The organism is Afipia sp. DC4300-2b1, assembly GCF_049895725.1.
Lineage (GTDB): Bacteria > Pseudomonadota > Alphaproteobacteria > Rhizobiales > Xanthobacteraceae > Afipia > Afipia broomeae.
The window spans coordinates 253,436-279,896 of the sequence record NZ_JAFCSX010000002.1; the positions used below are offsets into that span (position 1 = coordinate 253,436).

The following is a 26,461-nucleotide window of genomic DNA, read 5'->3' on the forward strand; positions in this document are numbered from 1 at the left end:
CATATGTTCGTTGATCGAACAGATGTGAAGCGCGGAGAAGGAAACCTGAGAAGCAAAGCCGGCTTCAAAGGTGCTGCCGGGTGAGGAGTTGCCGCTTGCGGCAATTTTGTATCTCCGGGCCTCGCGTGTTGCGGTGGAAAGGTTTTCAATCGTTGAAGCATCGCGGCTTCAACCTGGCCCAAGCGCGGGCCATCGACGTCTTCGGCAGGAAATCGTCTCGGGACCGGAAGGAAGAAACAGCCATGATGAGCCAAGAGCAGAATGATCTGATCACGCGCACCGGCCCGGCCGATCCCGCCGGCAAGCTGCTGCGGATGTACTGGCAGCCGGCGGCGCTGGTCGACGAACTCGAGGGCCCACGGCCCATCAGGGCGGTCAAGTTGCTCGGCGAGAACTTCGTTCTGTTTCGCGACGAGCAGGGCCGTTACGGACTGATGGATCGCGATTGTCCGCATCGCGGCGCGGACCTCGCCTTTGGCCGGCTTGAGAATGGCGGCCTGCGCTGTGCTTTCCATGGCTGGCTGTTCGACGTTCAGGGCAACTGCCTTGAGACACCGGCCGAACCTGTGGGTTCGGTGCTCTGCAAGAACATCAAGCAGCGCGCCTATCCCGTCGTGGAGAAGGGCGGCATCCTGTGGGCCTATCTCGGTGAGGGCGAGCCGCCCGCGTTTCCGGAGATCGACTGCTTCGTCGCGCCCGATGCCTATACGTTTGCGTTCAAAGGCCTGATCGAATGCAACTGGCTGCAGGCGCTGGAAGTCGGCATCGACCCGGCGCACGCCTCGTTTCTGCATCGCTTCTTCGAGGATGAGGACTTGGAGAAATCCTACGGCAAGCAATTCCGCGGCGCCTCCGCGGGCAGCGATCTGCCGATGACCAAGATCCTTCGTGAGTACGATCGCCCGATCATCAATGTCGAGAAGACCGAGTACGGCCTTCGTCTGGTGGCGCTGCGCCAGATCGATGACGAGCGCACCCATGTACGCGTCACCAATCAGTTGTTCCCGCACGGCTTCGTCATTCCGATGAGCCAGGAAATGACGATCACGCAGTGGCATGTCCCGGTCGATGACACGCACTGTTACTGGTATGCGATCTTCACCAGCTACACGACGCCGGTCGACAAGAAAAAGATGCGCGAGCAGCGTCTCGAGCTTTACGAACTGCCTGACTACAAATCGCGCCGCAACAAGACGAATGATTACGGCTTCGATCCTCACGAGCAGGCGACCGAGACCTATACCGGCATGGGCCTCGACATTAACGTCCACGACCAGTGGGCGGTGGAGTCGATGGGTGCGATCCAGAATCGGACCCGCGAACATCTCGGGCAGTCCGACAAGGCGATCATCCAGTATCGCCGCCTGCTGCGTCAGGAAATCGAGAAGGCCGTTGCCGGCGGCAGGCCGCTGCTGTTCCTCGATGAAGCGCATGCGCGCAGCATCCAGGGGCCGGCCACAATGGACGGCATCGGGCCGACGCGCGGCTGGGAAATCTACTGGATGGAGGTCGATGTCAAACGGCGGCGCGGTGCACCGTGGGCTGCACCGATCCCGACAGAGATCGCCGAGAAGGTGCCGCATCTCACCGCGGCCGAATAAGGATCTGCTGAGCCAATGTCAGGGAAAGCAACGTCATTGAGCTTTGTCGCGCGACATCGTCTTTGGTCTGAGGAGCAGAACGAAGCGGCGGTCCGCCTTCGCCGGATCGTCGAGGAGAAGGGACTCGACACCATCCGGCTGTCGTTCCCCGATCAGCACGGGATTCTGCGCGGCAAGACCCTGGTCGCGAGCGAAGCGCTGCGCATCCTTGAAAACGGCTGCACGATCACGACCACGATGCTGGCGAAGGATACGTCGCATCGCACGGTGTTTCCGGTGTTCACCGCAGGCGGCGGCTTCGGGATGACCGAAATGCAGGGCGCCGCCGACGTTCTGATGATTCCCGACCCAACGACCTTCCGGGTGCTGCCCTGGGCGCCGACCACCGGCTGGATTCTGTGCGATGTTCATTTCGCCGACGGTCGCGCGGTGCCATTCGCAACGCGCGGTCTCTACAAGTCGGTGCTGAACAAGCTTTCCGCGCGCGGTTATGATTTCATGGCCGGGCTCGAAGTCGAGTTTCATGTCTTCAAGGTCAACGACCCGAAGATGCAGCCCGGGCATGCCGGGCAGCCCGGCGAACCGTCGGATGTCAGCCTGCTGTCGCACGGCTATCAATACCTGACCGAGCAGCGCTACGACCAGATGGAGCCGGTGCTCGAACTGATCCGGCGCGATGTGGTGGCGCTGGACCTGCCGCTGCGCTCGATCGAAGTCGAGTTCGGTCCCAGCCAGTGCGAGTTCACCTTCGCGCCGACCGTCGGGCTCGATCCGGCCGATACGATGGTGCTGTTCCGCAGTGCGGTGAAGCAGATCTGTCATCGCCACGGCTATCACGCCACCTTCATGTGCCGTCCGCGCATTCCGAATGTCGTGTCGTCAGGATGGCATCTGCATCAGTCGCTGGTATCCCGTGCCGATGGCCGCAATGCCTTCATGTCAGACGCCGACGGTGAGTTCCTGTCGGACTTCGGCAAGGGCTATCTCGGCGGGTTGCTCGAACACGCCCGTGCCGCGACCGTGTTCACGACGCCGACGATCAATGGCTACAAGCGCTACCGGTCGTATTCGCTGGCGCCGGATCGTGCGATCTGGGGGCGTGACAACCGCGGCGTCATGATCCGCGTCCTGGGCGGTCCAAAGGACCCCGCCACACGGTTCGAGAACCGGGTCGGCGAGCCGGCGGCAAACCCGTATCTTTATATGGCGTCGCAAATCCTGTCGGGACTGGATGGCGTGGACCGCGCCATTGACCCGGGCCCGTCAGCCGATACACCTTACGAGACCAAGGCCAGCCTGCTGCCGAAGTCGCTGCGCGAAGCGGTTTTCGCGCTGAACGACGATCCATTTTTCAGGAACGCAATGGGCGCGGAACTGGTAGATTACTACGTGCACATCAAGAACGCCGAAATCGAGCGCTTCCAGGCCGAAGTCACCGAATGGGAGCAGCGCGAATATTTCGAGATGTTTTGACGCGCGCCGAACAGGTTTGACGTAACAAAAACAAACAGGAGCAGGGGACCACATGAACAAGGCAGTTAATTACGCGTGCGCTCTGGCCGTCGCCGGGCTGATGTCTGGGGCGGCTCACGCCGACACCATCAAGGTCGGCGTCATCGGGACCATGTCAGGGCCGTATGCGTTGTTCGGCCAGAACTTCAAGGCGGGCATCGAAGCCTGGGTTGCCGAGAATGGCAACAAGGTTGCCGGTCACGACGTCGAGTTCATTTATCGCGACGAGGAATCGCCGAACCCCGCGAAGTCCAAGGCGCTCGCGCAGGAACTGATCGTCAAGGACAAGGTGCAGTACATCGCCGGTCTCTATTTCACGCCTGACGCCATGGCGGTCGCGCCGCTGCTCGAAGAAGCCAAGACGCCGATGATCGTCTTTAATGCTGCGACGTCGGCGATCGTCGAGAAGAGCCCGTACATTGTCCGCACCTCGTTCACGATGTGGCAGAACACCGTTCCCGCCGCCAAGGTTGCGAAGGCAAAGGGCGCGAAGAAGGTGGCGATCGCCGTCACCGATTACGGTCCCGGCATTGACGCGGAAGCTGCGTTCAAGAAGACCTTCGAGGCCGACGGCGGCACGATCGTCGAAGCCATTCGCATGCCGATCGCCACCACCGATTTCAGCCCGATCATGCAGCGTATCAAGAGCTCGGGCGCTGACACCATCTTCACCTTCCTGCCGGCCGGTCCTCCCACGCTGGGCTTCGTGAAGGGTTACATCGACAACGGTTTGAAGGCGGCCGGCGTCAAGCTGATCTCGACCGGTGACGTGGTGACGGAGCCGGATCTGCCGAACATCGGCGACAACGGTCTCGGTATTCTGTCGACCTATCACTATGCGGTGTCGCATGCGTCGCCGGAGAACAAGGCGTTCCTTGAGCGGCTCGCCAAGGGCGGTACTGCGGCCGACAACGTGACGATGACGTCGGTCGCCGCTTACGACGGTGCGCGCGTGATCTACAAGATGATCGAGGCTACCCAGGGCCAGCGCGATCCGGAAAAGGCTGTAGCCGCGGTCAAAGGCATGAAGTGGGTCAGCCCGCGCGGCCCGGTGTCGATCGATCCGGCGACGCGCCACATCACGCAGAATGTCTATCTGCGCGAAGTCGCGAAAGAGAATGGCAAACTGATCAACAAGGAGCTTCAGACATTCGAAGCTCAGCCCGACTGGGCGCTGGTCAAGAACTAAACCACACACTCGCCACGCATGGATTGGCGCGAGTTCGCTCGCGCCAATCTTTTAGCTAACAGACAACTGGCCGAGCAATGCCGCACAGCCCGGACACCCTGCGATTCATCAATGCGCGGATCTATCGATCCGCCGGTGACACACGACCGGCCAGCGCGCTTGTCACCCGGAAGGGCGCCGTCCATTGGGTCGGCGAGAGGCAGGACGCGCCGGAGGCTGGCCGCACCATCGACATGCAGGGTGCGACGATCATCCCGGGCCTGACCGATGCACATGTTCATCTGTTCGCCATCGCCAACGAGCGCCAACAGGTTCAATTGAATGGATCGGGCGTCTGCACGATTGCGGATGTTCTGCGCCACGTGTCCGCATCGGCAAAGACGACTCCACCGACGCAATGGATCAGGGCGGTGGGCTTTGACGAGAACAATCTCGCCGAGCATCGCTATCCCATGCGAGATGAAATCGACGCCGTCGCTCCCCATCATCCGGTTATCATTCGCCGCTTTTGCGGGCACACCGCGATCCTCAACAGCGCTGCGCTGAAGCTGCTTCAGATCGGCGAGGGCGTGTCCGATCCGCCGAGCGGATCGTTCGGGCGCAGTGCCGCCGGGCGTCTGGACGGCAGCGCCAAGGAAAGTGCCGCGGAAGCGGTGTTCCGCGCGATCCCGGCTGTCGATCCGGCCGCGATGGCTGCTTCGTTGCGCGAAACCATCGAAGACAGCATGCGGATGGGCCTGACTGCTGCTGTCGAAGCCGCCGTCGGTTTCACCTGCGGGTTCGACGATGAATTCGCGGTATGGAAGTTGCTTCGTCAGGAGTCCTCGTTCTCACCGATCCGCCTTGGATTCATGTATCAGCTCGATCCCAAAGACGCCGCTATGCGCGGTTTGACGCCGCGCCCCGATCCTGACTGGCAGGCGATGACGCTAAAGTTTTTCGCCGACGGCATCGTCGGTGCGCGCACGGCGGCGGTCAGCAAGCCGTTTGCCGATACGGGCTCAACGGGTTTCTTTATGCGCGAGGAAGATGATCTCGAACGGGTGATTGTGGAGGCGCATCTCGATGGCTGGCAGACGGCGACTCATTGTGTGGGCGACCGCGCATCCGCACGCGTCATCGCGGCCTTCGAGAAGGCGGAGAGGGCGCTGCCGGGACAACAGCCGCGCCATCGGATCGAGCACTATTTCGTTCCGCCGGACGGTGGTCTTGCACGCATGAAGGCGCTCGGCGCCTTGATCGTGACGCAGCCGAGCTTCCTGACGCGGATGCGGCGTTCGATCCTGGAAGCATTCGGCCCGGATGCCCACACCAAATATCCTGCACGATCGGTGATCGATGCCGGTGTCACCTATGTCGGAAGCTCCGACGCGCCGACCGGGCACGTCTCGCCATGGATTGGCATGGCGAATGCCGTGGACCGCGGAGCGTCGCTCGGGTCTCCGATTGGAGCGGATGAGGCTCTGACACGCCGGCAGGCCGTCGGCAGTTACATCCATGGCGGCGCCTTCGCCATGAGCCAGGAAGACTGGCGCGGGACGCTTGTGCCGGGCATGGCGGCGGATTTCATCGCGCTTGATCGTGATCCGTTCGACGCTTCTACTGATCTCGCTGCGACTAACGTGCTGATGACGGTACTTCGCGGCGCGGTGCGCCATGACACGCTGTCGGCTGCTGCCGAGATGCAGGCGGGGGTGCACTGATGCTGACCGCGCTGAGCATCCTGCTGGACGCGATATCCTACGGAATGGTGCTGTTCACCATCTCCATCGGCCTGTCGATCATGATGGGCCTGATGCGCGTGGTGAACCTCGCCCATGGCGCATTCGCGATGATCGGCGGCTATCTTGCGTCCTATGCGTTGAAGACGCTCGGTATCAGTTATCCGATCGCCATTGTCATTGCCGTGATCGGTACAATCCTGATCTCGATTCCCTTCGAAGTCCTGCTGTATCGCCGTATCTACCGCCATTCCGATGCGCTGACCCAGCTCCTGCTCACCATCGGCATCACCTTCGTCATCATCGGATTGGCGAACTTCACCCTCGGGCCGACCTCGAAGCCGATCCCGCTTCCGGCGGCGCTCAGCGGTCCGTTCGATCTCGGCTTCCGCATGATCTCGACACATCGGCTGCTGGTGATCGCGTGCGGGCTGACAACGGCGCTGGCGCTGTGGCTGTTGATCGACAAGACGGAGTTCGGCGTGCGGATGCGCGCCGCCGTCGACAACGGCGATATGGCGGAATCCCTCGGCATCCGAACGCAGTGGATTTATTCGGCGACATTTGCGCTGGCCGTGGGGCTTGCGGCCTTCGGCGGCGTGCTGGGCGCGGAGATGCTGCCGATCGAGCCGTTCTACGCGCTGCGCTACATGGTCACATTCCTTGTTGTTGTATCGGTGGGTGGTGCGGGATCGATCCTCGGCGCGCTCGCGGCGTCGCTGTTTCTGGGGCTCGCGGACACCACGGGAAAGTATCTGGCGCCCGAGTTCGGCGAGTTTTTCTTCTATCTCGCGGTGATCCTGACGGTGTTCCTGTTCCCGCGCGGCCTTCTCGGACGGGCCCACTGACATGACCGAGCAGACCATCAAATACGATGTGCCGCGGCCGGGATTTCCGCTCCAGCAGGAAATCCTTGGTCTGCTGACGGTCGCGGTCGTGGGCGCGATCGGCTATTTCGCGTTTCCCGATGACCTTGCATTCCTGACGCGGCTGATCAGCATCACGTTCCTTGTTCTCTCGCTCGATCTCGTCACCGGCTATTGCGGTGTGGCAACGCTGGGGCAGGCGGCGTTGTTCGGCGTCAGCGCCTATGCGGTCGGCAATGCCTGCATCGCAGGGATTACCAATCCGCTGATCCTGCTCGCCATTGGGGCCTTCACCGGCGCGGTGATGGGGCTGATCTCCGGCGCGCTGATCACGCGCTTTCATGGTCTGCCGCAACTCGTGCTGTCCATCGCGATCGGTCAGCTCGTCAGTTCGCTGGCGAACAAGCTGTCGTCATGGACCGGCGGCAGCGACGGCCTGTCAGGCATTTCGCCGGGGAAAATCTTTGGCGTGTTCGCGTTCGATATGTACAGCCGGACATCGTACATCTTCTCGCTGGTGACGCTTGCGGTCGTCATGGTGCTGCTGCTGCGGTTCGTCCGTTCTCCGTTCGGCCTGCTGTGCCGCGGCATCAAGGATGACTCCCTGCGCGCGCTGATGATCGGAGCCTCGGCCTATCCGCGGCTCGTGATGATGTATGGCGTGTCGGGAATCGTTGCGGGTCTTGGCGGTGCGCTGATGGCGATCAACACCGGCGTGGTCGGGCTCGACAGCGTGAGCTTCGAGCGGTCCGCCGAAGTGCTTGTCATGCTGGTGCTGGGCGGAGCCGGAAACCTGTGGGGCGCGCTGGCAGGCGCGGTGATCTTCCAGATATTCGAGCACATTGTCTCGGCGGCCAATCCGTTCCACTGGATGACCCTGGTCGGGCTGTTGCTCATCATCATCGTTATCTTTGCGCCGCGCGGTCTCGGGCACAGCATCGCCTCGCTCTGGGCTTCGTTCTCGCAGCGGAGGCCGCGCCCATGAGTCCGCTGCTGGAACTGCGAAACGTTTCGAAGTCGTTCGGCGGTCTGCATGTCAACCGCGACATTTCCTTCAGTCTCGGCAAGGGCGATCGCGTTGCGCTGATCGGCCCGAACGGGGCGGGAAAGACCACATTGGTCAACGTGATTTCCGGTGATCTCTCGCCGTCCGACGGCAACATTTTCTTCGAGGGCAATGACCTGACGTCGGTCCCGATTCCCGGCCGCGTCCGGCAGGGGCTGGCGCGGACATTCCAGATCACCCGGCTGTTCACCAGTCTCTCGGTCGCCGAAAACGTCGCGCTGGCCGTCATGCAGCGCAAAGGTCTCACGCGCCGGTTCTTCTCGGTGGAGACGTTCGCGCCGCAGGTGCGCGACGAATGGATGCATATCCTGGGTATGCTTGGCATTGCACATCTGAAGCAGCTTCCCGTCGCGAAACTGGCCTATGGCCAGCAGCGTCTGCTCGATCTCGCCATCGGTCTCGCGTTGACGCCGAAGGTGCTGATGCTGGACGAGCCGGCGGCGGGCGTTCCGCACGACGAAGCGCCGAAGATTCTCGAAGCGATCAACCGCCTGCCGTCCGATATTGCCGTGCTCATGATCGAGCATGATATGGACCTCGTATTCCGGTTTGCGAAGCGTGTGCTTGTGCTCGCCAACGGTCGCCTGATTTTCGAAGGTAGTCCGCAGGACGTCACGAAGGATGATGAAGTCCGCCGCGCCTATCTGGGGAGCTACGCCGATGCCAGCCGCACGGCTTGAGGTCGAACGCCTGAGCGCGGGCTACGGCCCGACGCAGATCGTCTCGGAGATGTCGTTCGAGGTGCCGGCCGGCGGCCGTCTTGCGATCCTCGGCCGCAACGGCGTTGGCAAGACGACGCTGCTCGCGACTCTGATGGGGCTGTCGACGCGGCATCACGGCCGCATTGTTGCGGACGGACAGGACATCAGCGCGATGAAGACTTCGGCGCGGGCGCTGCGCGGCATGGGCTACGTGCCGCAGACACGCGATATTTTCGGTTCGCTGACCGTGGAAGAGAACCTGTCGACCGGCTTCAAGACGCGCGAGCGGGACGGGCTGGCCGGAATTTACAAGATGTTTCCACGCCTCGCAGAGCGCCGGCGGCATCTCGGGCTGCAATTGTCCGGGGGCGAGCAGCAGATGCTGTCGATGGCGCGGACGTTGCTCGGAAAACCGTCGATCCTGCTGCTGGATGAGCCGCTGGAAGGGCTGGCGCCGGTGATCTGCGATCAGTTGATGGAAACCATCTCTCGCCTTGCCACCAGCGGCGATATGACGATCATCCTGGTCGAGCAGCAGATCGAGCGCGCGCTCAATTTCGCGGATCGCGTAATGGTGGTCGAGCGTGGCCGCGCGGTCTGGGAAGGCGTGTCGGACGAACTGAAGTCCGATCGATCTCTGGTGAACCGGCTGCTTGGTGTAGGCATTCACTGACCGGCTTGCTAAGCTGGCCGGAACAACGAAAAGAAGACGCCCATGACGTTGATCTATCCGCGAGACAGCAACGCCGCCCATGCGCCGCGGTTGTCGCCGGCCTACAAGAGCACGGTGCTGCGCTCGCCGACCAGGCCGCTGGTGATGATTCCGCATACGCTGTCGGAATTGACCGGGCCGGTGTACGGACACGAGACCGTGCGCGAGAACGACAACGATCTCACCATCCAGCACAAGGGCGAACCGCTCGGCGAGCGGATTATCGTTCACGGCCATGTCCGTGACGAAGACGGCCGCGGCGTGCCGAACACGCTGCTCGAAGTCTGGCAGGCCAACGCCTGCGGCCGCTACATCCACGTCGTCGATCAGCATCCTGCGCCACTCGATCCGAACTTCACCGGCGCAGGCCGCGCACAAACGGACGCACAGGGGTACTACCGCTTCATCACCATTAAGCCGGGTGCATATCCGTGGGGCAATCATCCCAATGCGTGGCGGCCCGCTCATATCCATTTCTCGGTGTTCGGGCACTCCTTCATCTCGCGCATCGTGACCCAGATGTATTTCCCCGGCGATCCGCTGTTCGCTTACGACCCGATCTTCAATTCGGTGACGGACGAGAAGGCGCGGATGCGGATGGTGTCGAGCTTCGACCTGGAAAACACCAAGCCCGACTGGGCGCTCTGCTACCGTTTCGACATTGTATTGCGCGGGCGCAACGCCACGCCGCTGGATAACGACTGATGAGCAACATCACGCCGTCGCAGACCGTCGGTCCTTACTTCAAATACGGCCTCACACCGGGCAATGACTACGCGTGGAACGACGCGTTCAGCAACGATCTGGTGACGCCTGACGTGTCGGGCGACCGCATCCGCATCGTCGGGCAGGTGTTCGACGGCGAGGGCAAGGTCATTCCCGATTCCATGCTCGAAATCTGGCAGGCCGATGCGCAGGGACGCTTCGCCGATCCGCAGGACACGCGCGCCGCTCCGAACGCCGTGTTCAAGGGCTTTGGCCGCTGCGGCACCGACGCCAAGGGCGGGTTTGAATTCCGCACTATCAAGCCCGGTCCGGTGCCCGGTCCCGGCGGCAAGCCGCAGGCGCCTCATATTCTTCTCGCGGTGTTCGCGCGTGGCATGACACAGCAGGCGATCACGCGGATTTATTTCGAAGACGAGGCCGCCAACGCCGCCGATCCGATCCTTGCGCTTGTGCCGGCGGATCGCCGTGCGACGCTTTTTGCAAAGCGCGAGAAGGGTGATGCCGCAATCTACCGGTTCGACGTTCACCTGCAGGGCGACAGCGAAACCGTGTTCTTCGATCTTTAGCCGGACGGGCTAAACCGGCAGGGCGATCGAGTACTTCACCTGACTGAGCGCGAAGCTGGACTCGATCGAGGCAATGCCGTCGAGCCGCGTCAGCTTGGTTTTCAGGAAAGCTTCATAGGATGGAAGGTCGGCGGTGACCACGCGCAGCAGATAATCCCGGTTGCCGGTCATCAGATAGCACTCCAGCACTTCGTCCCACTTCGAGATCGCCCTGGCGAAGCGGTTGAGGTCTTCTTCCTTCTGCCGCTCCAGCTTGATCGAGATGAAAACGCTGACCGGAAGTCCCACCGATTTCTGGTCTACCATCGCGATGTAGCGCGAGATCACGCCGCGCTCTTCGAGCAGTTTCACCCGGCGATGGCACGGCGACACCGAGAGGCCGACCCGATCGGCAAGGTCCTGCATGGTCACGCGGCTGTCGGACTGAAGAATCGCAAGGATTTTGCGGTCGATCGCATCAAGTTCTGTCATTGGAATGAAATCTCACAAATATCCTTCTTATTGGTATACTATACTAATATTTTGCCGCCGGTCGAGATGATTTGAGATTTTTCAGCGCCCGGCGAGGACTAGCATTGGCTCGGACCTTTATCCCGGTGAACGCCATGCCCATCGAACCTTCTCGTCTGGAAATTCTGTCCGCGCTGACCCGCAAGGTGCTGTGGCTGTCGTCGTGGACCATCCATCATGCCAATCACATCCGGCCGGATTCCGACGGGCTGAAAGTCGGCGGCCATCAGGCCTCATCGGCGTCACTCGCGACGATCATGTCGGCGCTGTATTTCGGCGTGCTCAAGCCCGAGGATCGCGTGGCGGTGAAGCCGCACGCCAGTCCGGTATTCCATGCGATTCAATATCTGCTCGGCCAGCAGACCCGCGAGAAGCTGGAGAATTTCCGCGGTTTCAAGGGCGCGCAGTCCTATCCCTCGCGCACCAAGGATATCGACGACGTGGATTTCTCCACCGGTTCGGTCGGGCTTGGTGTGGCGCAGACGCTGTTCTCGTCGCTGGTGCAGGACTACGTGAAGTCTCACGGCTGGATGAAGGATCGGCCCGAGGGGCGCATGATCGCGCTGGTCGGCGACGCCGAACTCGATGAAGGCAATATCTTCGAGGCGCTGCTGGAGGGCTGGAAGCAGGGCCTGCGCAACACCTGGTGGGTAATCGACTACAACCGCCAGAGCCTCGACGCGGTGATCCATGAAGGGCTGTGGGAAAAGCTCGAGACCATGTTCCGCAATTTCGGCTGGGACGTGGTGATCGTGAAGTACGGCAAGCTGATGCAGGCCGCCTTCGCGGAGCCTGGCGGCGAGGCGCTGCGGAAGTGGATCGATAACTGCCCGAACCAGATGTACGCGGCGCTGTGCTTCCAGGGCGGCGCGGCGTTTCGCAAGCATCTGCTCGACGACATCGGCGATCAGGGCGCGGTGACGAAACTGATCGAGAAGCGCAGTGATGACGAACTGCTGGCGCTGATGTCCAATCTCGGCGGCCACGACATGGCCAGCATGCTGGAAGCTTTCGAGGCGATCGATCACGATCGGCCGGTCTGCTTCATCGCCTACACCATCAAGGGCGTCGGCCTGCCGTTCCAGGGCCACAAGGACAATCACGCCGGGCTGATGACGGTTTCGCAGATGGAAACCTTCCGCGCGGCGCAGAACATCCGCCCCGGCCACGAATGGGATCGGCTGGAAGGTCTGCCGCTCGACCACGCCCGCATCGAAAAATTTCTAAAGGATGTGACCTTCGCGCGCGATGGCGCACGGCGGTTCGATGCACCGAAGATCGAAGTGCCTGCGCAACTCAATGTGACGCTGACGCCGCGCATGGCGACACAGCAGGGCTTTGGCCTGATCCTCAATGAACTGGCGCGGGGCGATACAAAACTCGCGGAGCGCATTGTCACCACGTCGCCGGACGTCACGGTCTCGACCAATCTCGGCCCGTGGGTGAACCGGCGCGGCCTGTTTGCGATGGCGGAGAACACCGACCTGTTCCGCAAGGAGAAGATTCCCTCGACCTTCGCGTGGGATTACTCGCCGAAGGGCCAGCACATGGAACTTGGCATCGCGGAGATGAATCTTTTCATCATGCTCTCCGCGCTCGGCCTGTCTCACTCCATCAATGGCGAACGGCTCCTGCCGGTCGGCACGCTGTACGATCCGTTCATTGAGCGCGGGCTCGATGCGCTGAACTATGCCTGTTATCAGGATGCGCGTTTCATGGTTGCGGCGACGCCGTCGGGCATCACGCTGGCGCCGGAAGGCGGCGCGCACCAGTCGATTGCGACGCCCCTGATCGGCATGGCGCAGGATGGGCTCTCGTCATTTGAGCCCGCTTTTGTGGACGAACTTGCGGTCATCATGCGCTGGGGCTTCGAACACATGCAGCGCGATGACGACGGCGGATCGGTGTATCTTCGGCTGTCGACACGCACGCTGGATCAGCCGCAGCGAACGATGACGCCGGAACTTGCGAGCGACATTGCCGCGGGCGCTTACTGGCTGCGCAAGCCCGGGCCGAATGCCGAACTGGTGATCGCTTACACCGGCACCGTTGCGCCGGAAGCCATCGAGGCGACGGGATTGCTTGGCGAGTCACGCCGGGACATCGGCCTGCTTGCGATTACGTCTGCGGACCGGTTGCACTCCGGCTGGAGTGCGTCACGCAAGCTTCGCCGCAGCGGCGGGCCGCGCGAACCGAGTCATATCGAGCGGCTGCTTGCGCCGTTGCCGCGTGACTGCGGACTCGTCACCGTGATTGACGGTCATCCGGCGACACTGGCCTGGCTCGGCAGCGTTCACGGTCACCGCGTCGAAGCGCTCGGCGTCGAAAAATTCGGCCAGACCGGCACCATCGGCGATCTCTATGCCCACTACGGTCTCGATGCCAACACCATCATCGATGCGGCGGCGGCCCTGACATTCGGCGGCTCGCCGATCCGGCATCGCAAGATGGCGGTGTGAAAGGGCGCCCGGGCGCGGTTTTAACCACGCGGGGCATCCGCAGCCGGATCGATGAATTGCCGAGTTGACCGGACGCGGCAACCGCAGCACCATTGCCCCCATATGGGTTAAGGTGCTGAATGACCGAGCTTTCCAACCGCCAGTCCGACATTCTGAACATTGCGCGCGCCTCCGGGCGGGTGACGGTGGAGGATCTGGCGCGGCGCTTTGAAGTTTCGGCGCAGACCATCCGCAAGGACCTGAACGATCTGTGCGACCGCCGCTCGATGACGCGGGTTCATGGCGGCGCGATCATCGCCTCGGGCGTCGAAAACCTGGCCTACGAGGCGAGACGGTTCGTCGCGGCGGAGGAAAAGAAAGCCATCGGTGCGGCGGCGGCTGCGCAGATTCCCAATGGCTGCTCGCTGTTCATCAATATCGGCACCACGACGGAAGAGGTCGCGAGCGCGCTCACGGCGCACGAGGACCTGCTGGTCATTACCAATAATCTCAACGTGGCGATGCTGCTCTATCGCCTCCCGCGAATCGAGGTCATCGTCGCCGGCGGCACGGTGCGCCGCGCGGACGGCGCCGTGATCGGATCGACGGCGAACAACCTCATCACCCAGTTCAAGGTCGATTACGCCATCATCGGCGCATCGGCGATCGACGAGGAGGGCGCGTTGCTCGACTTCGACTATCGCGAGGTGCAGGCGGCGCAGGCCATCATCGCCAACGCGCGTAGCGTGATGCTGGTGGCCGACAGCACCAAGCTCAGCCGCAACGCGCCGGTTCGCATCGCGCATCTCAGCCAGATCCATACCTTCGTCACCGACCTGCCGTTGCCCACCGGGCTTCAGGCGATTTGCAATAGCCGGGGCATCGAGGTCATCGCGGCGATGCCCGACAAGCCCGCTGACGTGGCCTGACGGCCTTCAGCCGATTCCGCCGCTTGCTGGTTCAGCTTGTGGACAGTTGGCGCTCGCTTCTTGCTTGTCTGTCGACGCTGGAGCTGTAACTCCCTCACATATCTTCACTTTTCCCGAGTGCTGGCGCGTCTGCCTGCGCATTCATCACGCCGCTTGCTTTCGTTTTAAGTTGTGATTTAATCCAATACGAAAGCGAAATCGCTATAAGTGAAAATAGCGAGCGCCGGGGAGAGACGTTGGACAAGGTTTTCGACCTCGCAATCATCGGCGGAGGCATTAACGGCTGCGGCATCGCCCGCGACGCCGCGGGCCGGGGCAATTCCGTGTTCCTGTGCGAGATGAACGATCTCGCCAGCGGCACGTCGTCGTGGTCGAGCAAGCTCATCCACGGCGGCCTTCGCTATCTCGAGTATTACGAATTCCGCCTGGTCCGCGAGGCGCTGCTCGAGCGCGAGGTGCTTTGGCAGATTGCCCCGCACATCATTCGCCCGCTGCGTTTCGTGTTGCCCCATCACGCGGGACTGCGTCCGGCGTGGCTGCTGCGGCTCGGCCTCTTCATGTACGACTACCTCGGCGGTCGGCGTCTGCTGCCGGCGACGCGCACTGTCAATCTGGCGCGCGATCCGGTCGGTCAGCCTCTCGCCCCCGGCCGCTTCACCAAGGGCTTCGAATATTCCGACTGCTTCGTCGATGACGCGCGCCTTGTGGTTCTCAACGCGCGCGACGCGGCCGATCGCGGCGCGGTCATCCGCACGCGAACCCGCGCGATCGAGGCGCGGCGGCTGGACGATTGCTGGCAGGTCGTGCTGGAAGACATGATCACCGGTGCGCAGAGCAGCATCAAGGCGCGTGCGCTGGTCAATGCCGGCGGTCCATGGGTCGAGGATGTGCTGAGCCGCCGTGCGGGAATCAACGCCAAGGCCAAGGTGCGCCTGGTGCAGGGCTCGCACATTGTCGTGCCGCGCCTCTATGACCACGATCACGCCTACACGTTCCAGAACAGCGATGGCCGCGTCGTCTTCGTGATTCCGTTTCAGAACGACTTCACCCTGATCGGTACCACCGATCGCGATTACGACGGCGATCCGTCCAAGGTGAAGGCCTCGGCGGAAGAAATCGCCTATCTGTGCCAGTCGGTGAACGACTATCTCGCCAGGCAGGTGACGCCCGCGGATGTGGTCTGGGCCTATGCCGGCGTCCGCCCGCTTTATGACGACGGGGCCAGCGAGGCGAAAGCCGCAACGCGGGACTATGTCTTCGAATTCGATGCGCCGGGCGGGTTGCCATTACTGTCGATCTTCGGCGGCAAGATCACCACCTATCGCCGCCTGTCCGAAGAGGCTTTAGAGCGGCTGGAGCAGTATCTGCCGGGCAAGGCAAAGCCGGCGGGCTGGACCGGTACGGCGCCGCTGCCCGGCGGCGATCTCGATGTGTCCGCGATCCCGGCGCTGGCTGATGAACTGATCCGCGACAATTCGTTCCTGTCGCGCTCTCTCGCACTTCGTCTGGCGCACGCCTATGGTACGCGGGCCAGCAAGGTTCTCGATAAGGCGTCGTCGGCGGCGGATCTCGGACAGTTGTTCGGCGACACGCTGACCGAGCGTGAAGTCCGCTATCTTATCGCGCACGAGTTCGCGCGCACCGCCGAGGACATCGTCTGGCGACGGTCCAAGCTGGGTCTGCGTCTGTCAGCCGATGAAGTGAAGGCGCTCGACGACTGGATCGCCACGCATCGCAGCGGCTTCGACCGGCCGCTGAAGGAAGCGGGAGGCCGTGCATGAGCGTCACCCTCGAAAAGGTTTCGCGCGAGGTCAACGGCGTTCCCTGGATTCGGGATGTCTCGCTGACACTTGAGCGCGGAACATTGAGCGTGCTGCTCGGCCCGACGCTGGCGGGCAAGACATCGATCATGCGGCTGCTCGCCGGGCTCGACAAGCCCACCTCCGGCCGCGTGCTTGTCGACGGCAAGGACGTCACCGGTTTCGATGTACGCAAACGCTCGGTGGCGATGGTCTACCAGCAGTTCATCAACTATCCGACGCTGACGGTTTACGAGAACATCGCGTCGCCGCTGCGCGTGCAGGGCGTCGCGCGCGACGAGATCGAGACCCGCGTCAGGAATGCCGCAAAGCTGCTGAAGCTCGAACCCTATCTTAACCGGACGCCGTTGCAGCTCTCGGGTGGCCAGCAGCAGCGCACCGCCATCGCCCGCGCGCTGGTGAAGGGCGCGGACCTCGTGCTGCTCGACGAGCCGCTCGCCAATCTCGACTACAAGCTGCGCGAGGAACTGCGCACCGAACTGCCGCGCATCTTCGAGGAGTCCGGCGCGATCTTCGTCTATGCGACGACTGAACCCTCGGAAGCCCTGTTGCTGGGCGGCCGGACCATCTGCATGGGGGAAGGGCGGGTGCTGCAGGCCGGTGCGACGCCGCAGGTTTACCGGCGTCCTGACACGGTAGAAGTGGCGGAGGTGTTTTCCGATCCGCCGCTCAACACCGTCGGCATCGAGAAGAAAAACGGCTCGATCTTCTATTCCGGCGGCGAACGCGCGTCGGTGGCCGGTCTTTACGAAGGTTTGAGCGACGGCGCCTACCAGGTCGGCTTCCGCGCGCATCAGCTTGAAGTGGCGGCCCCCTCCAACGGTCGCCATGGATTCGTCACCACCGTCAGCGTGACCGAGATCACCGGCTCCGAAAGCTTCGTGCATCTCAAACGCGAAGGTTACACCTGGGTCGCGGTGCTGTCCGGCATCCACGAGTTTCTGCCTGGGCAGGAGCTTGAAGCGGTGCTCGATCCGAACGACCTGTTCATTTTCGATCAATCCGGCCGGCTCGTCGCCGCGCCGACAGCACGGTGAGATCATGGCTCGCATCGATCTTGTCGATCTTGCGCATTCCTACGGCGGCAACGCGGCGGACCGGGCGTCCTATGCGCTGAAGCCGATGACCATGACATGGCGGCAGGGCGGCGCTTACGCGCTGCTGGGACCGTCCGGCTGCGGCAAGACCACGCTCTTGAACATCATCTCGGGCATCGTCACGCCGTCGCACGGCAAGGTGCTGTTCGATGGCACCGATATCACGCGCTCCACGACGCGCGAGCGCAACATCGCGCAGGTGTTTCAGTTTCCGGTGATCTACGACACCATGACGGTGGGCGAGAACCTCGCGTTCCCGCTCAAGAACCGGGGCCTGCCGCGAAAAGAGATCGATGCACGCGTGACGGAAATCGCCGAGCTGCTCGATTTGACGCCCTACGTGAATCGTAAGGCGGTCCGGCTCAGCGCCGACGCCAAGCAGAAGATTTCACTTGGCCGCGGTCTCGTGCGGTCCGACGTTGCGGCGGTGTTGTTCGACGAGCCGCTGACGGTGATCGATCCGCACCTGAAATGGGAACTGCGCTCGAAGCTCAAGGCGCTGCACCAGGCGCTCGATCTGACGATGATCTACGTCACCCACGATCAGACCGAAGCGCTGACCTTTGCCGATACGGTGGTGGTGATGCACGACGGCAGTGTGGTGCAGAGCGGGACGCCGGAAGAACTGTTCGCGAAGCCGGCGCACACCTTCGTCGGATACTTCATCGGATCACCCGGCATGAATATCGTAACCGCCGAGGTGAAGGCCAATGAGGCGAAAATCGACGGCCACACCATCAGGCTGAACCGGACCTATGACAGCCTTCCGCTTGGCGCGAAAATCGAAATCGGCGTGCGGCCTGAGTTCGTTCATGTTGCCGCGCCCGCACCGGGATTGCTGTCGGCGCAGATCGAGCGGATCGACGACCTCGGCCGCGTCCGCTTTGCGCGCGTACGGATCGGCGACGTGAAGTTCGCTGCCCGCGTGCCGAATGGATTCTCTGTTCCGGACAACACCGCCGGGCTGGTGTTCGATCCGGCCCATATTCACGTCTATGCCGACAGTCTTTTGGTTGAAGGGCGCGCGTGATGGACAAGACGATCAACAACAAGGCCTGGTTGCTGGTGCTGCCGGTGTTCCTGATCGTGGCGTTCTCGGCGGTGCTGCCGCTGATGACGGTGGTCAACTATTCGGTGCAGGACACGTTTGGAAACAATCAGTTCTTCTGGAACGGGGTCGGCTGGTTCAAGGAATTGCTCGATCCGTCGACGGACCTCGGCGACCGCTTCCTGGCGTCGCTTGGACGCAATCTGCTGTTCTCCGCCATCATCCTCGCTATCGAAGTGCCGCTCGGCATTCTGGTCGCGCTGTCGATGCCGCGCGAAGGCTGGCGCGTCGCAGCCTGTCTCGTCATTCTCGCGCTGCCACTGCTGATTCCATGGAATGTGGTCGGCACCATCTGGCAGATCTTCGGACGTCCCGACATCGGCCTGATGGGCTACACGCTGAACAAGATGGGATTCGACTATAATTACGTGTCGAACAGCTTCGACGCATGGTGCACCATCATTGTCATGGACGTCTGGCACTGGACCAGTCTCGTCGCGTTGCTGTGCTACGCCGGGCTGAAATCCATCCCCGATGCATACTATCAGGCCGCGCAGATCGACGGCGCGTCGCGCTGGGCGGTGTTCACCGCGATCCAGTTGCCGAAAATGAAGCGCGTGCTGCTGATCGCGGTGCTGTTGCGGTTCATGGACAGTTTCATGATCTATACCGAGCCGTTCGTCGTGACCGGCGGTGGCCCCGGCAACTCCACGACCTTCGTGTCGATCGAACTGGTCAAGATCGCGCTCGGACAGTTCGACCTTGGCAAAGCGGCGGCGCTGTCCATTGTCTACAATATCATCATATTGATCGTGTGCTGGGTGTTCTACACGGTGATGACGAACGCCGATAACGAACGCGTGCAACCGGCGGGAGGTGCATGATGCATACCATTCCCGGACGTCGCATCATTCTCGGACTGTTCCTGATCTTCCTGCTGTTGCCGATCTATTGGCTCGTCAACATGAGCTTCAAGACCAACACGGAAATCGTCACGACCATGACGTTGTGGCCGAACAATCCGACGCTTGTTCACTACAAGCGCATCTTCACGGATTCGAGCTGGTACTCCGGCTACATCAATTCGCTGAAGTACGTCCTCATCAACACCATTCTGTCGATCTCCTTCGCGCTGCCCGCGGCGTATGCTTTCTCGCGTTACCGTTTCCTCGGCGACAAGCATCTGTTCTTCTGGCTGCTGTCGAATCGCATGGCGCCGCCGGCCGTGTTCGCGCTGCCGTTCTTCAATTTGTACTCGGCGATCAATCTGTTCGATACGCCCTGGGCGGTCGCGCTGGCGCACTGCCTGTTCAATGTGCCGCTGGCGGTGTGGATTCTCGAAGGTTTCGTGTCGGGCGTTCCGAAAGAGATCGACGAAACCGCGTTCCTCGACGGCTATTCGTTTCCGCGCTTTTTCGTGAAGATCCTGATGCCGCTGATCGCGAGCGGCATCGGCGTCGCGGCGTTCTTCTGCTTCATGTTCTCGTGGGTCGAATTGCTGCTGGCGCGCACGCTCACATCGGTGAACGCCAAGCCGATCGCCGCGACCATGACGCGCACGATCTCAGCATCCGGCATGGACTGGGGGTTGCTGGCCGCCGCCGGCGTCCTGACCATCATCCCGGGTGCTCTGGTGATCTGGTTTGTCCGCAACTATATCGCGCGCGGCTTCGCGCTGGGACGGGTGTAACCATGGAACATATTGCATGGATGGCCTGGACGGCACCAACGGCGATCTTCTTCTGTCTGCTGGCGGGAACGCTTGGAGTCATGACCTGGCTCGCGGTGCGCTACCCCGAGGCCGAGCGCGTCGGAATCCTGCATATTCCGACAACGCGCGGCGACAGGCTTTTCATATCGCTGATCGCCGCGGCGGTCATTCATCTTTTGTGGATTGCATTTGCGGGCACGAACACGATTGCGACGCTCCCGATCGGCGAGGGCGTCGAGGTCTCGAGTTTGTGGATCGCTACCGTAATTTCCATCGTGTCGGCCGTTGTCATATTTCGCAACGTCTAGCGGGTGGAGAAGAGGCAGATCCGTGGATCAACCCGGACCTGAAGTTGTGTTTTCAACGGAGGAAACCATGCGACACGTTATAAAAAGGAATCGTCTTTTGACGATGACAAGCGCGGTGGCATTGATTGCGGCGTCAGCCGCGATCAGCGCGCCGGCTTTCGCAGACGAAGCTGCGGCGAAGAAGTGGATCGACACGGAATTCCAGCCTTCGACATTGTCGAAGGAAGACCAGATGAAGGAGATGCAGTGGTTCATCAAGGCCGCTGAGCCTTTCAAGGGCATGGACATCAATGTCGTGTCTGAAACGATCACGACGCATGAATACGAGTCGGGGACGCTGGCCAAGGCGTTCACCGAAATCACTGGCGTCAAGGTCAAGCACGACCTGATCCAGGAAGGCGACGTTGTCGAGAAGCTGCAGACGCAGATGCAGTCAGGCAAGAACGTCTATGACGGCTGGATCAACGACTCCGATCTGATCGGCACCCACTTCCGCTACAACCAGACCGTGGTTCTGTCGGATTACATGACCGGCGAGGGCAAGGACGTCACCGACCCGATGCTCGATGTCGATGATTTCATCGGCAAGTCGTTCACCACCGGACCGGACGGCAAGCTGTATCAGTTGCCGGACCAGCAGTTCGCGAACCTGTACTGGTTCCGGTACGACTGGTTCACCAATCCGGACTACAAGGCGAAGTTCAAGGCCAAGTATGGCTACGAGCTTGGCGTGCCGGTGAACTGGTCGGCCTATGAAGACATTGCCGAGTTCTTCACCAACGACATCAAGGAAATCAACGGCGTCAAGGTCTATGGCCACATGGACTACGGCAAGAAGGACCCGTCGCTCGGCTGGCGTTTCACCGACGCCTGGCTGTCGATGGCGGGCAACGGCGACAAGGGCATCCCGAACGGCAAGCCTGTCGACGAATGGGGCATCCGCATGGAAGGCTGCCGTCCGGTCGGTTCATCCGTAGAACGCGGCGGCGACACCAACGGACCCGCGGCGGTCTACTCGATCGTCAAGTATCTCGACTGGCTGAAAAAGTATGCCCCGCCGCAGGCGCAGGGCATGACCTTCTCCGAAGCGGGCCCGGTTCCCGCGCAGGGCAATATCGCCCAGCAGATCTTCTGGTACACCGCCTTCACCGCGGACATGGTCAAGCCCGGTCTGCCGGTGGTGAATGCCGACGGCACGCCGAAGTGGCGCATGGCTCCGTCGCCGCATGGATCGTACTGGAAGGAAGGCATGAAGCTCGGCTATCAGGACGCCGGCTCCGCGACCTTGCTCAAGTCGACCCCGCCGGATCGCCGCAAGGCGGCCTGGCTCTACCTCCAGTTCATCAACTCCAAGACGGTGAGCCTGAAGAAGAGCCATGTCGGTCTCACGTTCACCCGCGAGTCTGACATCTGGGACAAGTCGTTCACCGAGCGTGCGCCGAAGCTCGGCGGTCTGGTCGAATTCTACCGCTCGCCCGCGCGCGTGCAGTGGACCCCGACCGGCAACAACGTGCCTGACTATCCGAAGCTGGCTCAGCTCTGGTGGCAGAACATCGGCGATGCGTCGTCCGGTGCGAAGACCGCGCAGGCTGCGATGGACTCGCTGGCTGCGGCCCAGGACTCGGTGCTTGAACGCCTTGAGAAGTCGGGCGTGCAGGGCGCCTGCGGACCGAAGCTCAACAAGAAGGAAACCGCGGAGTTCTGGTTCGCCAAGTCGGAGAAGGACGGCAACATCGCTCCGCAGCGCAAGCTGGCGAACGAGAAGCCGAAGGGCGAAACCGTCGACTACGACACGCTGATCAAGTCGTGGCCGGCCTCGCCGCCGAAGCGCGCCGAAGCCAAGTAGGCAAAGCAACCTCCCTGTGCGCTTAAGTGATGCGCACAACTTCAAGGCCGGGAGCAATCCCGGCCTTTTTCGTTTGATGCATCGCACTCTTTTGGGTGTTGTTGACACCTCGTTTCGGTTTGGGTCTGATTACGAAAAGGCTCGTGCAAAAAACGCATAGCTAATCGACACAAGAACCAAGCAAGGCGATCGATAGGATCGCGGCGTGACCAAATGCGATCGCTAGAATCGCGGCACGTCGGGGAGGGGTAACCGGGATGCTGGACTTCGTTCAGCAGTTGGTGAGCGGCATTGCGCTCGGCTGTGTCTATGGCCTGATCGCACTTGGCTTTGTCCTTGTTTACAAGGCCACCGAGGTCGTCAACTTTGCGCAGGGCGACCTGATGATGCTGGGCGGGTTCTTCGCCTTCACCTTCATCAGCCTGCTGGGTTTCAATTACTGGCTTGGATTCATTGCCGCGGTCGCGGCGATGGCCATGTTCGGCATGCTGGCCGAGCGTCTCGTGGTGCGGCCGATCCTCGGCTATCCGCAATTCTCCATCATCATGGCCACCATCGGGCTCGGGTTCTTCCTGCGGTCGGTTGCGGGCATGATCTGGGGCACCGACGATCTCAAGATCGAAACGCCGTTCAGCCAGGGCGTGCTGCGGCTCGGCAGCCTGGTGCTGGCCTATGACAAGCTGTCGGTGATCGCTGCGACCATCGTTCTTTGCGGCGTGCTGTATCTCTTCTTCAACAAGACCACCCTTGGCACCGCAATGCGGGCCAGTTCCGAGAACATGCTCGCCGCCTATTACATGGGCATTCCCGTCAAGCGCGTGGTGTCGATCGTCTGGGCGATCAGCGCCGCGGTTGCAACCTGCGCCGGCGTGCTGCTGGCGCCAATTACATTCGTCCATTCCAATGTCGGACTGGTGCTGGGTCTGAAGGCATTTCCCGCGGCGGTGCTCGGCGGATTCGGATCGATCCCCGGCGCCGTGGTCGGCGGCGTTCTGATCGGCGTGATCGAAAGCATGGCGGGCTTCTATCTGCCGCAGGGCTGGAAAGACGTCGCGCCTTACCTCGTGCTTCTCGCAGTGCTGCTGCTGAAACCCGAAGGCATCTTCGGGATTCACACGCGGAAGAAAGTCTGAGGGGCGTCGCATGCGGTTTCTGTTCAAGACCGACTACAACGACGACATCCGGCTCATCCCGCACAGCGGCTACTTCTGGTCGTATGGTGCGTTGCTGATCCTGCTGGTGATCGCGCCGTTCACGCTCTCTAGCTATCTGATGAGCCAGCTCGTGTTCGTCTGCATCTACGCCACCGTTGGCGTCGGACTGATGATCCTCACCGGCTTCACCGGACAGGCTTCGCTGGGGCACGCGGCGTTTCTTGCCATCGGGGCCTATACGGCCGGATACTTGCAGCAACTCGGCGTGCCGTTTCCGGTGTATTTCCTCGCCGCGGGAATCCTGACCGGGATTATCGGCGCGATGGTCGGATTTCCGGCGCTGCGGCTGCAGGGCATCTATCTTGTGATCGCGACGATTTCCTTCGCGCTGATCGTCGAGGAAGTGCTCGCGCGCTGGGAAAGCGTGACCCATGGCAATGACGGCATGCGGGTCAAGACCATTCAGTTGCTCGGAAAGACGATTCCGCGCGACAGCCCGACCTTTTATTACCTGTGTCTCGGTCTGCTCATTCTTGTCATTGTCGGTACGCTGAACCTGATGCGCTCGCCCACAGGCCGCGCCTTTGTCGCGATCCGCGACAGCGAAACCGCGGCCAAGAGCATGGGCATCAATGTCGCGCGCTACAAGGTGAAGTCGTTCGCGCTGAGTGCCGCGATCACCGGCTTCGCGGGCTGTCTGTTCGCGCACAAGATGTCCTTCATCAGCCCGGAGATGTTTACCCTCCAGCTCTCCATCGAATTCATCATGGTCATCATCATCGGCGGCGTGCTCAGCCTGCACGGCGCGGTGCTGGGCGCGATCTTCATCGTGATGGTCGATCCGTTCCTGACTTTCCTGAAGGATGACATTCCCGGCGTGATCGCTGGACTTGCCGCGACATTCGGTGCGGGCGCCGAGCAGGCGGCACATATCAAGGCAAATGTTGCGGCGATTGCCTCGGCGAACGGCCTGAAGGGCGCGATCTACGGCCTGATTATCATGCTGTTCATCCTGTTCGAGCCTTACGGAATTTACGGGCGCTGGCTGAAGATCAAGCTCTTCTTCCAGCTTTTCCCGCTCTACAAGCGCGCGACCTTCAAGCGGCAGAAGATCTACGTGAAGTCGGAGCGGAACCGATGAGCTGTTTCCGCGCGGAAAATCTCTCGCTTCACTTCGGTGGCCTCAAGGCGGTGGATTCTGTCAGCTTCGCGGTGGAGAAGGGCGAAATTCTCTCGATCATCGGCCCCAACGGGGCGGGCAAAAGCTCGATCTTCAACCTGATTTCGCGGCTCTATGAGCCGACCTCGGGAAAACTCTATTTCGAGGATCAGGACATTACCGCCGCGCAGCCGTACGACATCGCAAAATTGGGCATTGCCCGGACCTTCCAGAACATCGAACTGTTCGAGAATGCCACCGTTCTGAGCAACCTTCTGGTCGGGCGGCACCGCCACTCCACCACCAGTCTCTGGCAGGAGCTGCTGTTCCTGCCGAACGTGCGCCGCGACGAAAAAGCGCATCGCCGCCGCGTCGAGCAGGTCATTGATTTCCTTGACCTTGCCGCCCATCGGGACAAGCTCATCTCCGGGCTACCCTATGGCGTGCGCAAGGTGATCGAACTGGCCCGCGCGCTGTGCACCGAGCCGAAGCTGATCCTGCTGGATGAGCCCTCGTCCGGGCTGAATGTGGAGGAGACCGACGACATGTCGTTCTGGATCCGCGACATGAAGACCGAGCTTGGCATCACCGTGCTGATGGTCGAGCACGACATGACGCTGGTCAACCGCGTCTCCGACCGGGTGATCGCGCTGAACTACGGCAAGGTGCTGGCTATGGGTGCGCCCGCCGAGGTGCAGGCGCATCCCGATGTCGTCGCCGCCTATCTCGGCACATGAGGATTGAGCTCAGATGGTAAAGCGTAAACTATCGATTTTTTGCTTCACCTCTCCCCGTCGGGGAGAGGTCGGCGCGCAGCGCCGGGTGAGGGGGATCGATATTTCCGTTCTAGCATTGAACCCCCTCACCCCAACCCTCTCCCCCAAGGGGAGAGGGAGTACATTACGCCGCGTTCGTGTTGCGAGGACGATGTCATGAGCAGCCCCGACATCATTCTCAGGCTGAGCAACATAGAAAGCTATTACGGGCCGATCATGGCCATCCGCGGTATCAGCCTTGAAGTGCCGCGCGGCAAGATCGTCACGCTGCTCGGCGCCAACGGCGCAGGCAAAACCACTGTGCTCAAGACCATTTCCGGTATTCTCGATCCGCAGAAGGGCTCGATCGAATTCAAGGGCCAGCCGATCCAGCGCATGGAAGCCGACCGGATCGTGCGCCTCGGCCTCAGCCATGTGCCCGAAGGGCGCGAGGTGTTCCCGTTTCTCAGCGTGCGCGAAAACCTGATGATGGGCGCCTATCCGCGCAAGGATCGCGACGGCGTTGCTTCTGATATCGAGCGTGTCTACGGCTACTTTCCGCGTCTGCGCGAGCGCATCAATCAGCCGGCGGGGCAGCTCTCTGGCGGCGAGCAGCAGATGCTGGCCATCGGCCGCGCGCTGATGAATCGCCCGGCCTTGCTGCTGCTGGATGAGCCGTCGCTTGGTCTGTCGCCGCTGCTGGTGAAGGAGATCTTCACCATCATCAAGCGCGTCAACAAGGAGCAGGGCATGTCGATCCTGCTGGTGGAGCAAAACGCCAAGGTCGCGCTGGAGACGGCGGACTACGGATATGTCCTCGAAATCGGCCGTGTGGTGATGAACGATACCTGTGAGAGGCTGATGCAATCGCAGGATATTCAGGAATTCTACCTCGGCGCCAAGGAAGACGGCGCGCGGGGCGAACGGCGCTGGAAGAAAAAGAAGACCTGGCGATAACGATCAGGTTCGAAGTCCGGCAACAAGACCGGGCGGCAAGAATGGGAGAGAACGAACGCCGCGTGATCC

Annotated in this window: 24 protein-coding genes; 23 read left to right on the forward strand and 1 reads right to left on the reverse strand. The window is 61.6% G+C overall.

The window, feature by feature from the left end; translation table 11 throughout:
- Nucleotides 1-242: 242 nt before the first annotated feature.
- The 10 genes from ACP7AL_RS07900 to pcaG all read left to right on the forward strand — a co-directional run bounded on the left by ACP7AL_RS07900 (nucleotide 243) and on the right by pcaG (nucleotide 10,660).
- Nucleotides 243-1,601, forward strand: a complete 1,359-nt coding sequence (locus ACP7AL_RS07900) for a Rieske 2Fe-2S domain-containing protein (RefSeq protein WP_425990414.1) — start codon at nucleotides 243-245, stop codon at nucleotides 1,599-1,601.
- A 15-nt stretch (nucleotides 1,602-1,616) separates the two neighbouring features.
- Nucleotides 1,617-3,074 carry a glutamine synthetase family protein gene (locus ACP7AL_RS07905; RefSeq protein ID WP_425990416.1) on the forward strand — a complete coding sequence of 486 codons (1,458 nt, stop codon included), beginning with the start codon at nucleotides 1,617-1,619 and terminating at the stop codon, nucleotides 3,072-3,074.
- 52 nt (nucleotides 3,075-3,126) lie between these two features.
- Entirely contained in the window at nucleotides 3,127-4,302 is a 1,176-nt protein-coding gene (locus ACP7AL_RS07910) for an ABC transporter substrate-binding protein (protein WP_425990418.1), read from the forward strand.
- A 77-nt stretch (nucleotides 4,303-4,379) separates the two neighbouring features.
- Nucleotides 4,380-6,005 (forward strand): amidohydrolase, encoded by a 1,626-nt coding sequence (locus ACP7AL_RS07915; RefSeq protein WP_425990420.1) that lies wholly within the window; start codon nucleotides 4,380-4,382, stop codon nucleotides 6,003-6,005.
- Nucleotides 6,005-6,871 (forward strand): branched-chain amino acid ABC transporter permease, encoded by an 867-nt coding sequence (locus ACP7AL_RS07920; protein WP_006021632.1) that lies wholly within the window; start codon nucleotides 6,005-6,007, stop codon nucleotides 6,869-6,871. Before ACP7AL_RS07915 ends, ACP7AL_RS07920 begins: the two co-directional genes overlap by 1 nt.
- 1 nt (nucleotide 6,872) lies before the next feature.
- The gene (locus tag ACP7AL_RS07925) at nucleotides 6,873-7,874 is read left to right on the forward strand and encodes a branched-chain amino acid ABC transporter permease (protein ID WP_425990423.1); all 1,002 of its coding nucleotides are present in this window, start codon (nucleotides 6,873-6,875) and stop codon (nucleotides 7,872-7,874) included.
- Nucleotides 7,871-8,635 carry an ABC transporter ATP-binding protein gene (locus tag ACP7AL_RS07930; protein WP_425990425.1) on the forward strand — a complete coding sequence of 255 codons (765 nt, stop codon included), beginning with the start codon at nucleotides 7,871-7,873 and terminating at the stop codon, nucleotides 8,633-8,635. The genes ACP7AL_RS07925 and ACP7AL_RS07930 overlap by 4 nt, the downstream gene beginning before the upstream one ends.
- Nucleotides 8,616-9,329, forward strand: a complete 714-nt coding sequence (locus ACP7AL_RS07935) for an ABC transporter ATP-binding protein (RefSeq protein WP_425990427.1) — start codon at nucleotides 8,616-8,618, stop codon at nucleotides 9,327-9,329. The genes ACP7AL_RS07930 and ACP7AL_RS07935 overlap by 20 nt, the downstream gene beginning before the upstream one ends.
- Before the next feature lie 42 nt (nucleotides 9,330-9,371).
- Nucleotides 9,372-10,073 (forward strand): protocatechuate 3,4-dioxygenase subunit beta, encoded by a 702-nt coding sequence (pcaH, locus tag ACP7AL_RS07940; protein WP_425990429.1) that lies wholly within the window; start codon nucleotides 9,372-9,374, stop codon nucleotides 10,071-10,073.
- Nucleotides 10,073-10,660: a protocatechuate 3,4-dioxygenase subunit alpha gene (pcaG, locus tag ACP7AL_RS07945; RefSeq protein ID WP_425990431.1), complete on the forward strand. Its 588-nt coding sequence runs from the start codon at nucleotides 10,073-10,075 to the stop codon at nucleotides 10,658-10,660. Before pcaH ends, pcaG begins: the two co-directional genes overlap by 1 nt.
- Nucleotides 10,661-10,669: 9 nt before the next feature.
- On the opposite strand, the gene ACP7AL_RS07950 is transcribed toward pcaG, so the two are convergent.
- Nucleotides 10,670-11,131: an Lrp/AsnC family transcriptional regulator gene (locus tag ACP7AL_RS07950; protein WP_006021626.1), complete on the reverse strand. Its 462-nt coding sequence runs from the start codon at nucleotides 11,129-11,131 to the stop codon at nucleotides 10,670-10,672.
- A gap of 134 nt (nucleotides 11,132-11,265) precedes the next feature.
- On the opposite strand from ACP7AL_RS07950, the gene ACP7AL_RS07955 reads away from it, so the two are divergent.
- The 13 genes from ACP7AL_RS07955 to ACP7AL_RS08015 all read left to right on the forward strand — a co-directional run bounded on the left by ACP7AL_RS07955 (nucleotide 11,266) and on the right by ACP7AL_RS08015 (nucleotide 26,392).
- Nucleotides 11,266-13,629: a transketolase gene (locus ACP7AL_RS07955; RefSeq protein ID WP_425990433.1), complete on the forward strand. Its 2,364-nt coding sequence runs from the start codon at nucleotides 11,266-11,268 to the stop codon at nucleotides 13,627-13,629.
- A gap of 119 nt (nucleotides 13,630-13,748) precedes the next feature.
- A complete protein-coding gene (locus ACP7AL_RS07960; protein ID WP_425990435.1) occupies nucleotides 13,749-14,537 on the forward strand; it encodes a DeoR/GlpR family DNA-binding transcription regulator in 789 nt (262 codons plus the stop codon).
- Between the two features lie 236 nt (nucleotides 14,538-14,773).
- The gene (glpD, locus tag ACP7AL_RS07965) at nucleotides 14,774-16,318 is read left to right on the forward strand and encodes a glycerol-3-phosphate dehydrogenase (protein WP_425990437.1); all 1,545 of its coding nucleotides are present in this window, start codon (nucleotides 14,774-14,776) and stop codon (nucleotides 16,316-16,318) included.
- A complete protein-coding gene (locus ACP7AL_RS07970; RefSeq protein WP_425990438.1) occupies nucleotides 16,315-17,394 on the forward strand; it encodes an ABC transporter ATP-binding protein in 1,080 nt (359 codons plus the stop codon). Before glpD ends, ACP7AL_RS07970 begins: the two co-directional genes overlap by 4 nt.
- 4 nt (nucleotides 17,395-17,398) lie before the next feature.
- Complete coding sequence (locus tag ACP7AL_RS07975) at nucleotides 17,399-18,484, forward strand: ABC transporter ATP-binding protein (protein WP_425990440.1); 1,086 nt, start codon at nucleotides 17,399-17,401, stop codon at nucleotides 18,482-18,484.
- Nucleotides 18,484-19,386, forward strand: a complete 903-nt coding sequence (locus tag ACP7AL_RS07980; RefSeq protein WP_425990442.1) for a carbohydrate ABC transporter permease — start codon at nucleotides 18,484-18,486, stop codon at nucleotides 19,384-19,386. The genes ACP7AL_RS07975 and ACP7AL_RS07980 overlap by 1 nt, the downstream gene beginning before the upstream one ends.
- Nucleotides 19,386-20,192, forward strand: a complete 807-nt coding sequence (locus tag ACP7AL_RS07985) for a carbohydrate ABC transporter permease (protein WP_006021619.1) — start codon at nucleotides 19,386-19,388, stop codon at nucleotides 20,190-20,192. The genes ACP7AL_RS07980 and ACP7AL_RS07985 overlap by 1 nt, the downstream gene beginning before the upstream one ends.
- A gap of 2 nt (nucleotides 20,193-20,194) precedes the next feature.
- Nucleotides 20,195-20,521, forward strand: coding sequence for a DUF2160 domain-containing protein (locus tag ACP7AL_RS07990; protein ID WP_425990444.1), 327 nt, complete (start codon nucleotides 20,195-20,197; stop codon nucleotides 20,519-20,521).
- Nucleotides 20,522-20,624: 103 nt separating this feature from the next.
- Complete coding sequence (locus ACP7AL_RS07995; protein ID WP_425991654.1) at nucleotides 20,625-22,367, forward strand: ABC transporter substrate-binding protein; 1,743 nt, start codon at nucleotides 20,625-20,627, stop codon at nucleotides 22,365-22,367.
- A 257-nt stretch (nucleotides 22,368-22,624) separates the two neighbouring features.
- Nucleotides 22,625-23,500 (forward strand): branched-chain amino acid ABC transporter permease, encoded by an 876-nt coding sequence (locus ACP7AL_RS08000; RefSeq protein ID WP_425990446.1) that lies wholly within the window; start codon nucleotides 22,625-22,627, stop codon nucleotides 23,498-23,500.
- A 10-nt stretch (nucleotides 23,501-23,510) separates the two neighbouring features.
- Complete coding sequence (locus ACP7AL_RS08005; protein ID WP_425990448.1) at nucleotides 23,511-24,662, forward strand: branched-chain amino acid ABC transporter permease; 1,152 nt, start codon at nucleotides 23,511-23,513, stop codon at nucleotides 24,660-24,662.
- Nucleotides 24,659-25,417: an ABC transporter ATP-binding protein gene (locus ACP7AL_RS08010; protein WP_425990450.1), complete on the forward strand. Its 759-nt coding sequence runs from the start codon at nucleotides 24,659-24,661 to the stop codon at nucleotides 25,415-25,417. The genes ACP7AL_RS08005 and ACP7AL_RS08010 overlap by 4 nt, the downstream gene beginning before the upstream one ends.
- A gap of 195 nt (nucleotides 25,418-25,612) precedes the next feature.
- Nucleotides 25,613-26,392, forward strand: a complete 780-nt coding sequence (locus tag ACP7AL_RS08015; RefSeq protein ID WP_425990452.1) for an ABC transporter ATP-binding protein — start codon at nucleotides 25,613-25,615, stop codon at nucleotides 26,390-26,392.
- Nucleotides 26,393-26,461 lie beyond the last annotated feature (69 nt).

What these genes read in the sequence shown, in the direction of transcription:
- ACP7AL_RS08010 (WP_425990450.1), top strand. Translation starts at nt 24,659, where the DNA reads ATGAGCTGTTTCCGCGCGGAAAATCTCTCGCTTCACTTCGGTGGCCTC.
- ACP7AL_RS07905 (WP_425990416.1), top strand. Translation starts at nt 1,617, where the DNA reads ATGTCAGGGAAAGCAACGTCATTGAGCTTTGTCGCGCGACATCGTCTT.
- ACP7AL_RS08000 (WP_425990446.1), top strand. Translation starts at nt 22,625, where the DNA reads ATGCTGGACTTCGTTCAGCAGTTGGTGAGCGGCATTGCGCTCGGCTGT.
- ACP7AL_RS07990 (WP_425990444.1), top strand. Translation starts at nt 20,195, where the DNA reads ATGGAACATATTGCATGGATGGCCTGGACGGCACCAACGGCGATCTTC.
- pcaG (WP_425990431.1), top strand. Translation starts at nt 10,073, where the DNA reads ATGAGCAACATCACGCCGTCGCAGACCGTCGGTCCTTACTTCAAATAC.
- ACP7AL_RS07925 (WP_425990423.1), top strand. Translation starts at nt 6,873, where the DNA reads ATGACCGAGCAGACCATCAAATACGATGTGCCGCGGCCGGGATTTCCG.
- ACP7AL_RS07950 (WP_006021626.1), bottom strand. Translation starts at nt 11,131, where the DNA reads ATGACAGAACTTGATGCGATCGACCGCAAAATCCTTGCGATTCTTCAG.
- ACP7AL_RS07980 (WP_425990442.1), top strand. Translation starts at nt 18,484, where the DNA reads ATGGACAAGACGATCAACAACAAGGCCTGGTTGCTGGTGCTGCCGGTG.
- ACP7AL_RS07975 (WP_425990440.1), top strand. Translation starts at nt 17,399, where the DNA reads ATGGCTCGCATCGATCTTGTCGATCTTGCGCATTCCTACGGCGGCAAC.
- ACP7AL_RS07900 (WP_425990414.1), top strand. Translation starts at nt 243, where the DNA reads ATGATGAGCCAAGAGCAGAATGATCTGATCACGCGCACCGGCCCGGCC.
- ACP7AL_RS07935 (WP_425990427.1), top strand. Translation starts at nt 8,616, where the DNA reads ATGCCAGCCGCACGGCTTGAGGTCGAACGCCTGAGCGCGGGCTACGGC.
- pcaH (WP_425990429.1), top strand. Translation starts at nt 9,372, where the DNA reads ATGACGTTGATCTATCCGCGAGACAGCAACGCCGCCCATGCGCCGCGG.
- ACP7AL_RS07985 (WP_006021619.1), top strand. Translation starts at nt 19,386, where the DNA reads ATGCATACCATTCCCGGACGTCGCATCATTCTCGGACTGTTCCTGATC.
- ACP7AL_RS07920 (WP_006021632.1), top strand. Translation starts at nt 6,005, where the DNA reads ATGCTGACCGCGCTGAGCATCCTGCTGGACGCGATATCCTACGGAATG.
- ACP7AL_RS07915 (WP_425990420.1), top strand. Translation starts at nt 4,380, where the DNA reads ATGCCGCACAGCCCGGACACCCTGCGATTCATCAATGCGCGGATCTAT.
- ACP7AL_RS08005 (WP_425990448.1), top strand. Translation starts at nt 23,511, where the DNA reads ATGCGGTTTCTGTTCAAGACCGACTACAACGACGACATCCGGCTCATC.
- ACP7AL_RS07995 (WP_425991654.1), top strand. Translation starts at nt 20,625, where the DNA reads ATGACAAGCGCGGTGGCATTGATTGCGGCGTCAGCCGCGATCAGCGCG.
- ACP7AL_RS07960 (WP_425990435.1), top strand. Translation starts at nt 13,749, where the DNA reads ATGACCGAGCTTTCCAACCGCCAGTCCGACATTCTGAACATTGCGCGC.
- ACP7AL_RS08015 (WP_425990452.1), top strand. Translation starts at nt 25,613, where the DNA reads ATGAGCAGCCCCGACATCATTCTCAGGCTGAGCAACATAGAAAGCTAT.
- ACP7AL_RS07910 (WP_425990418.1), top strand. Translation starts at nt 3,127, where the DNA reads ATGAACAAGGCAGTTAATTACGCGTGCGCTCTGGCCGTCGCCGGGCTG.
- ACP7AL_RS07970 (WP_425990438.1), top strand. Translation starts at nt 16,315, where the DNA reads ATGAGCGTCACCCTCGAAAAGGTTTCGCGCGAGGTCAACGGCGTTCCC.
- ACP7AL_RS07955 (WP_425990433.1), top strand. Translation starts at nt 11,266, where the DNA reads ATGCCCATCGAACCTTCTCGTCTGGAAATTCTGTCCGCGCTGACCCGC.
- ACP7AL_RS07930 (WP_425990425.1), top strand. Translation starts at nt 7,871, where the DNA reads ATGAGTCCGCTGCTGGAACTGCGAAACGTTTCGAAGTCGTTCGGCGGT.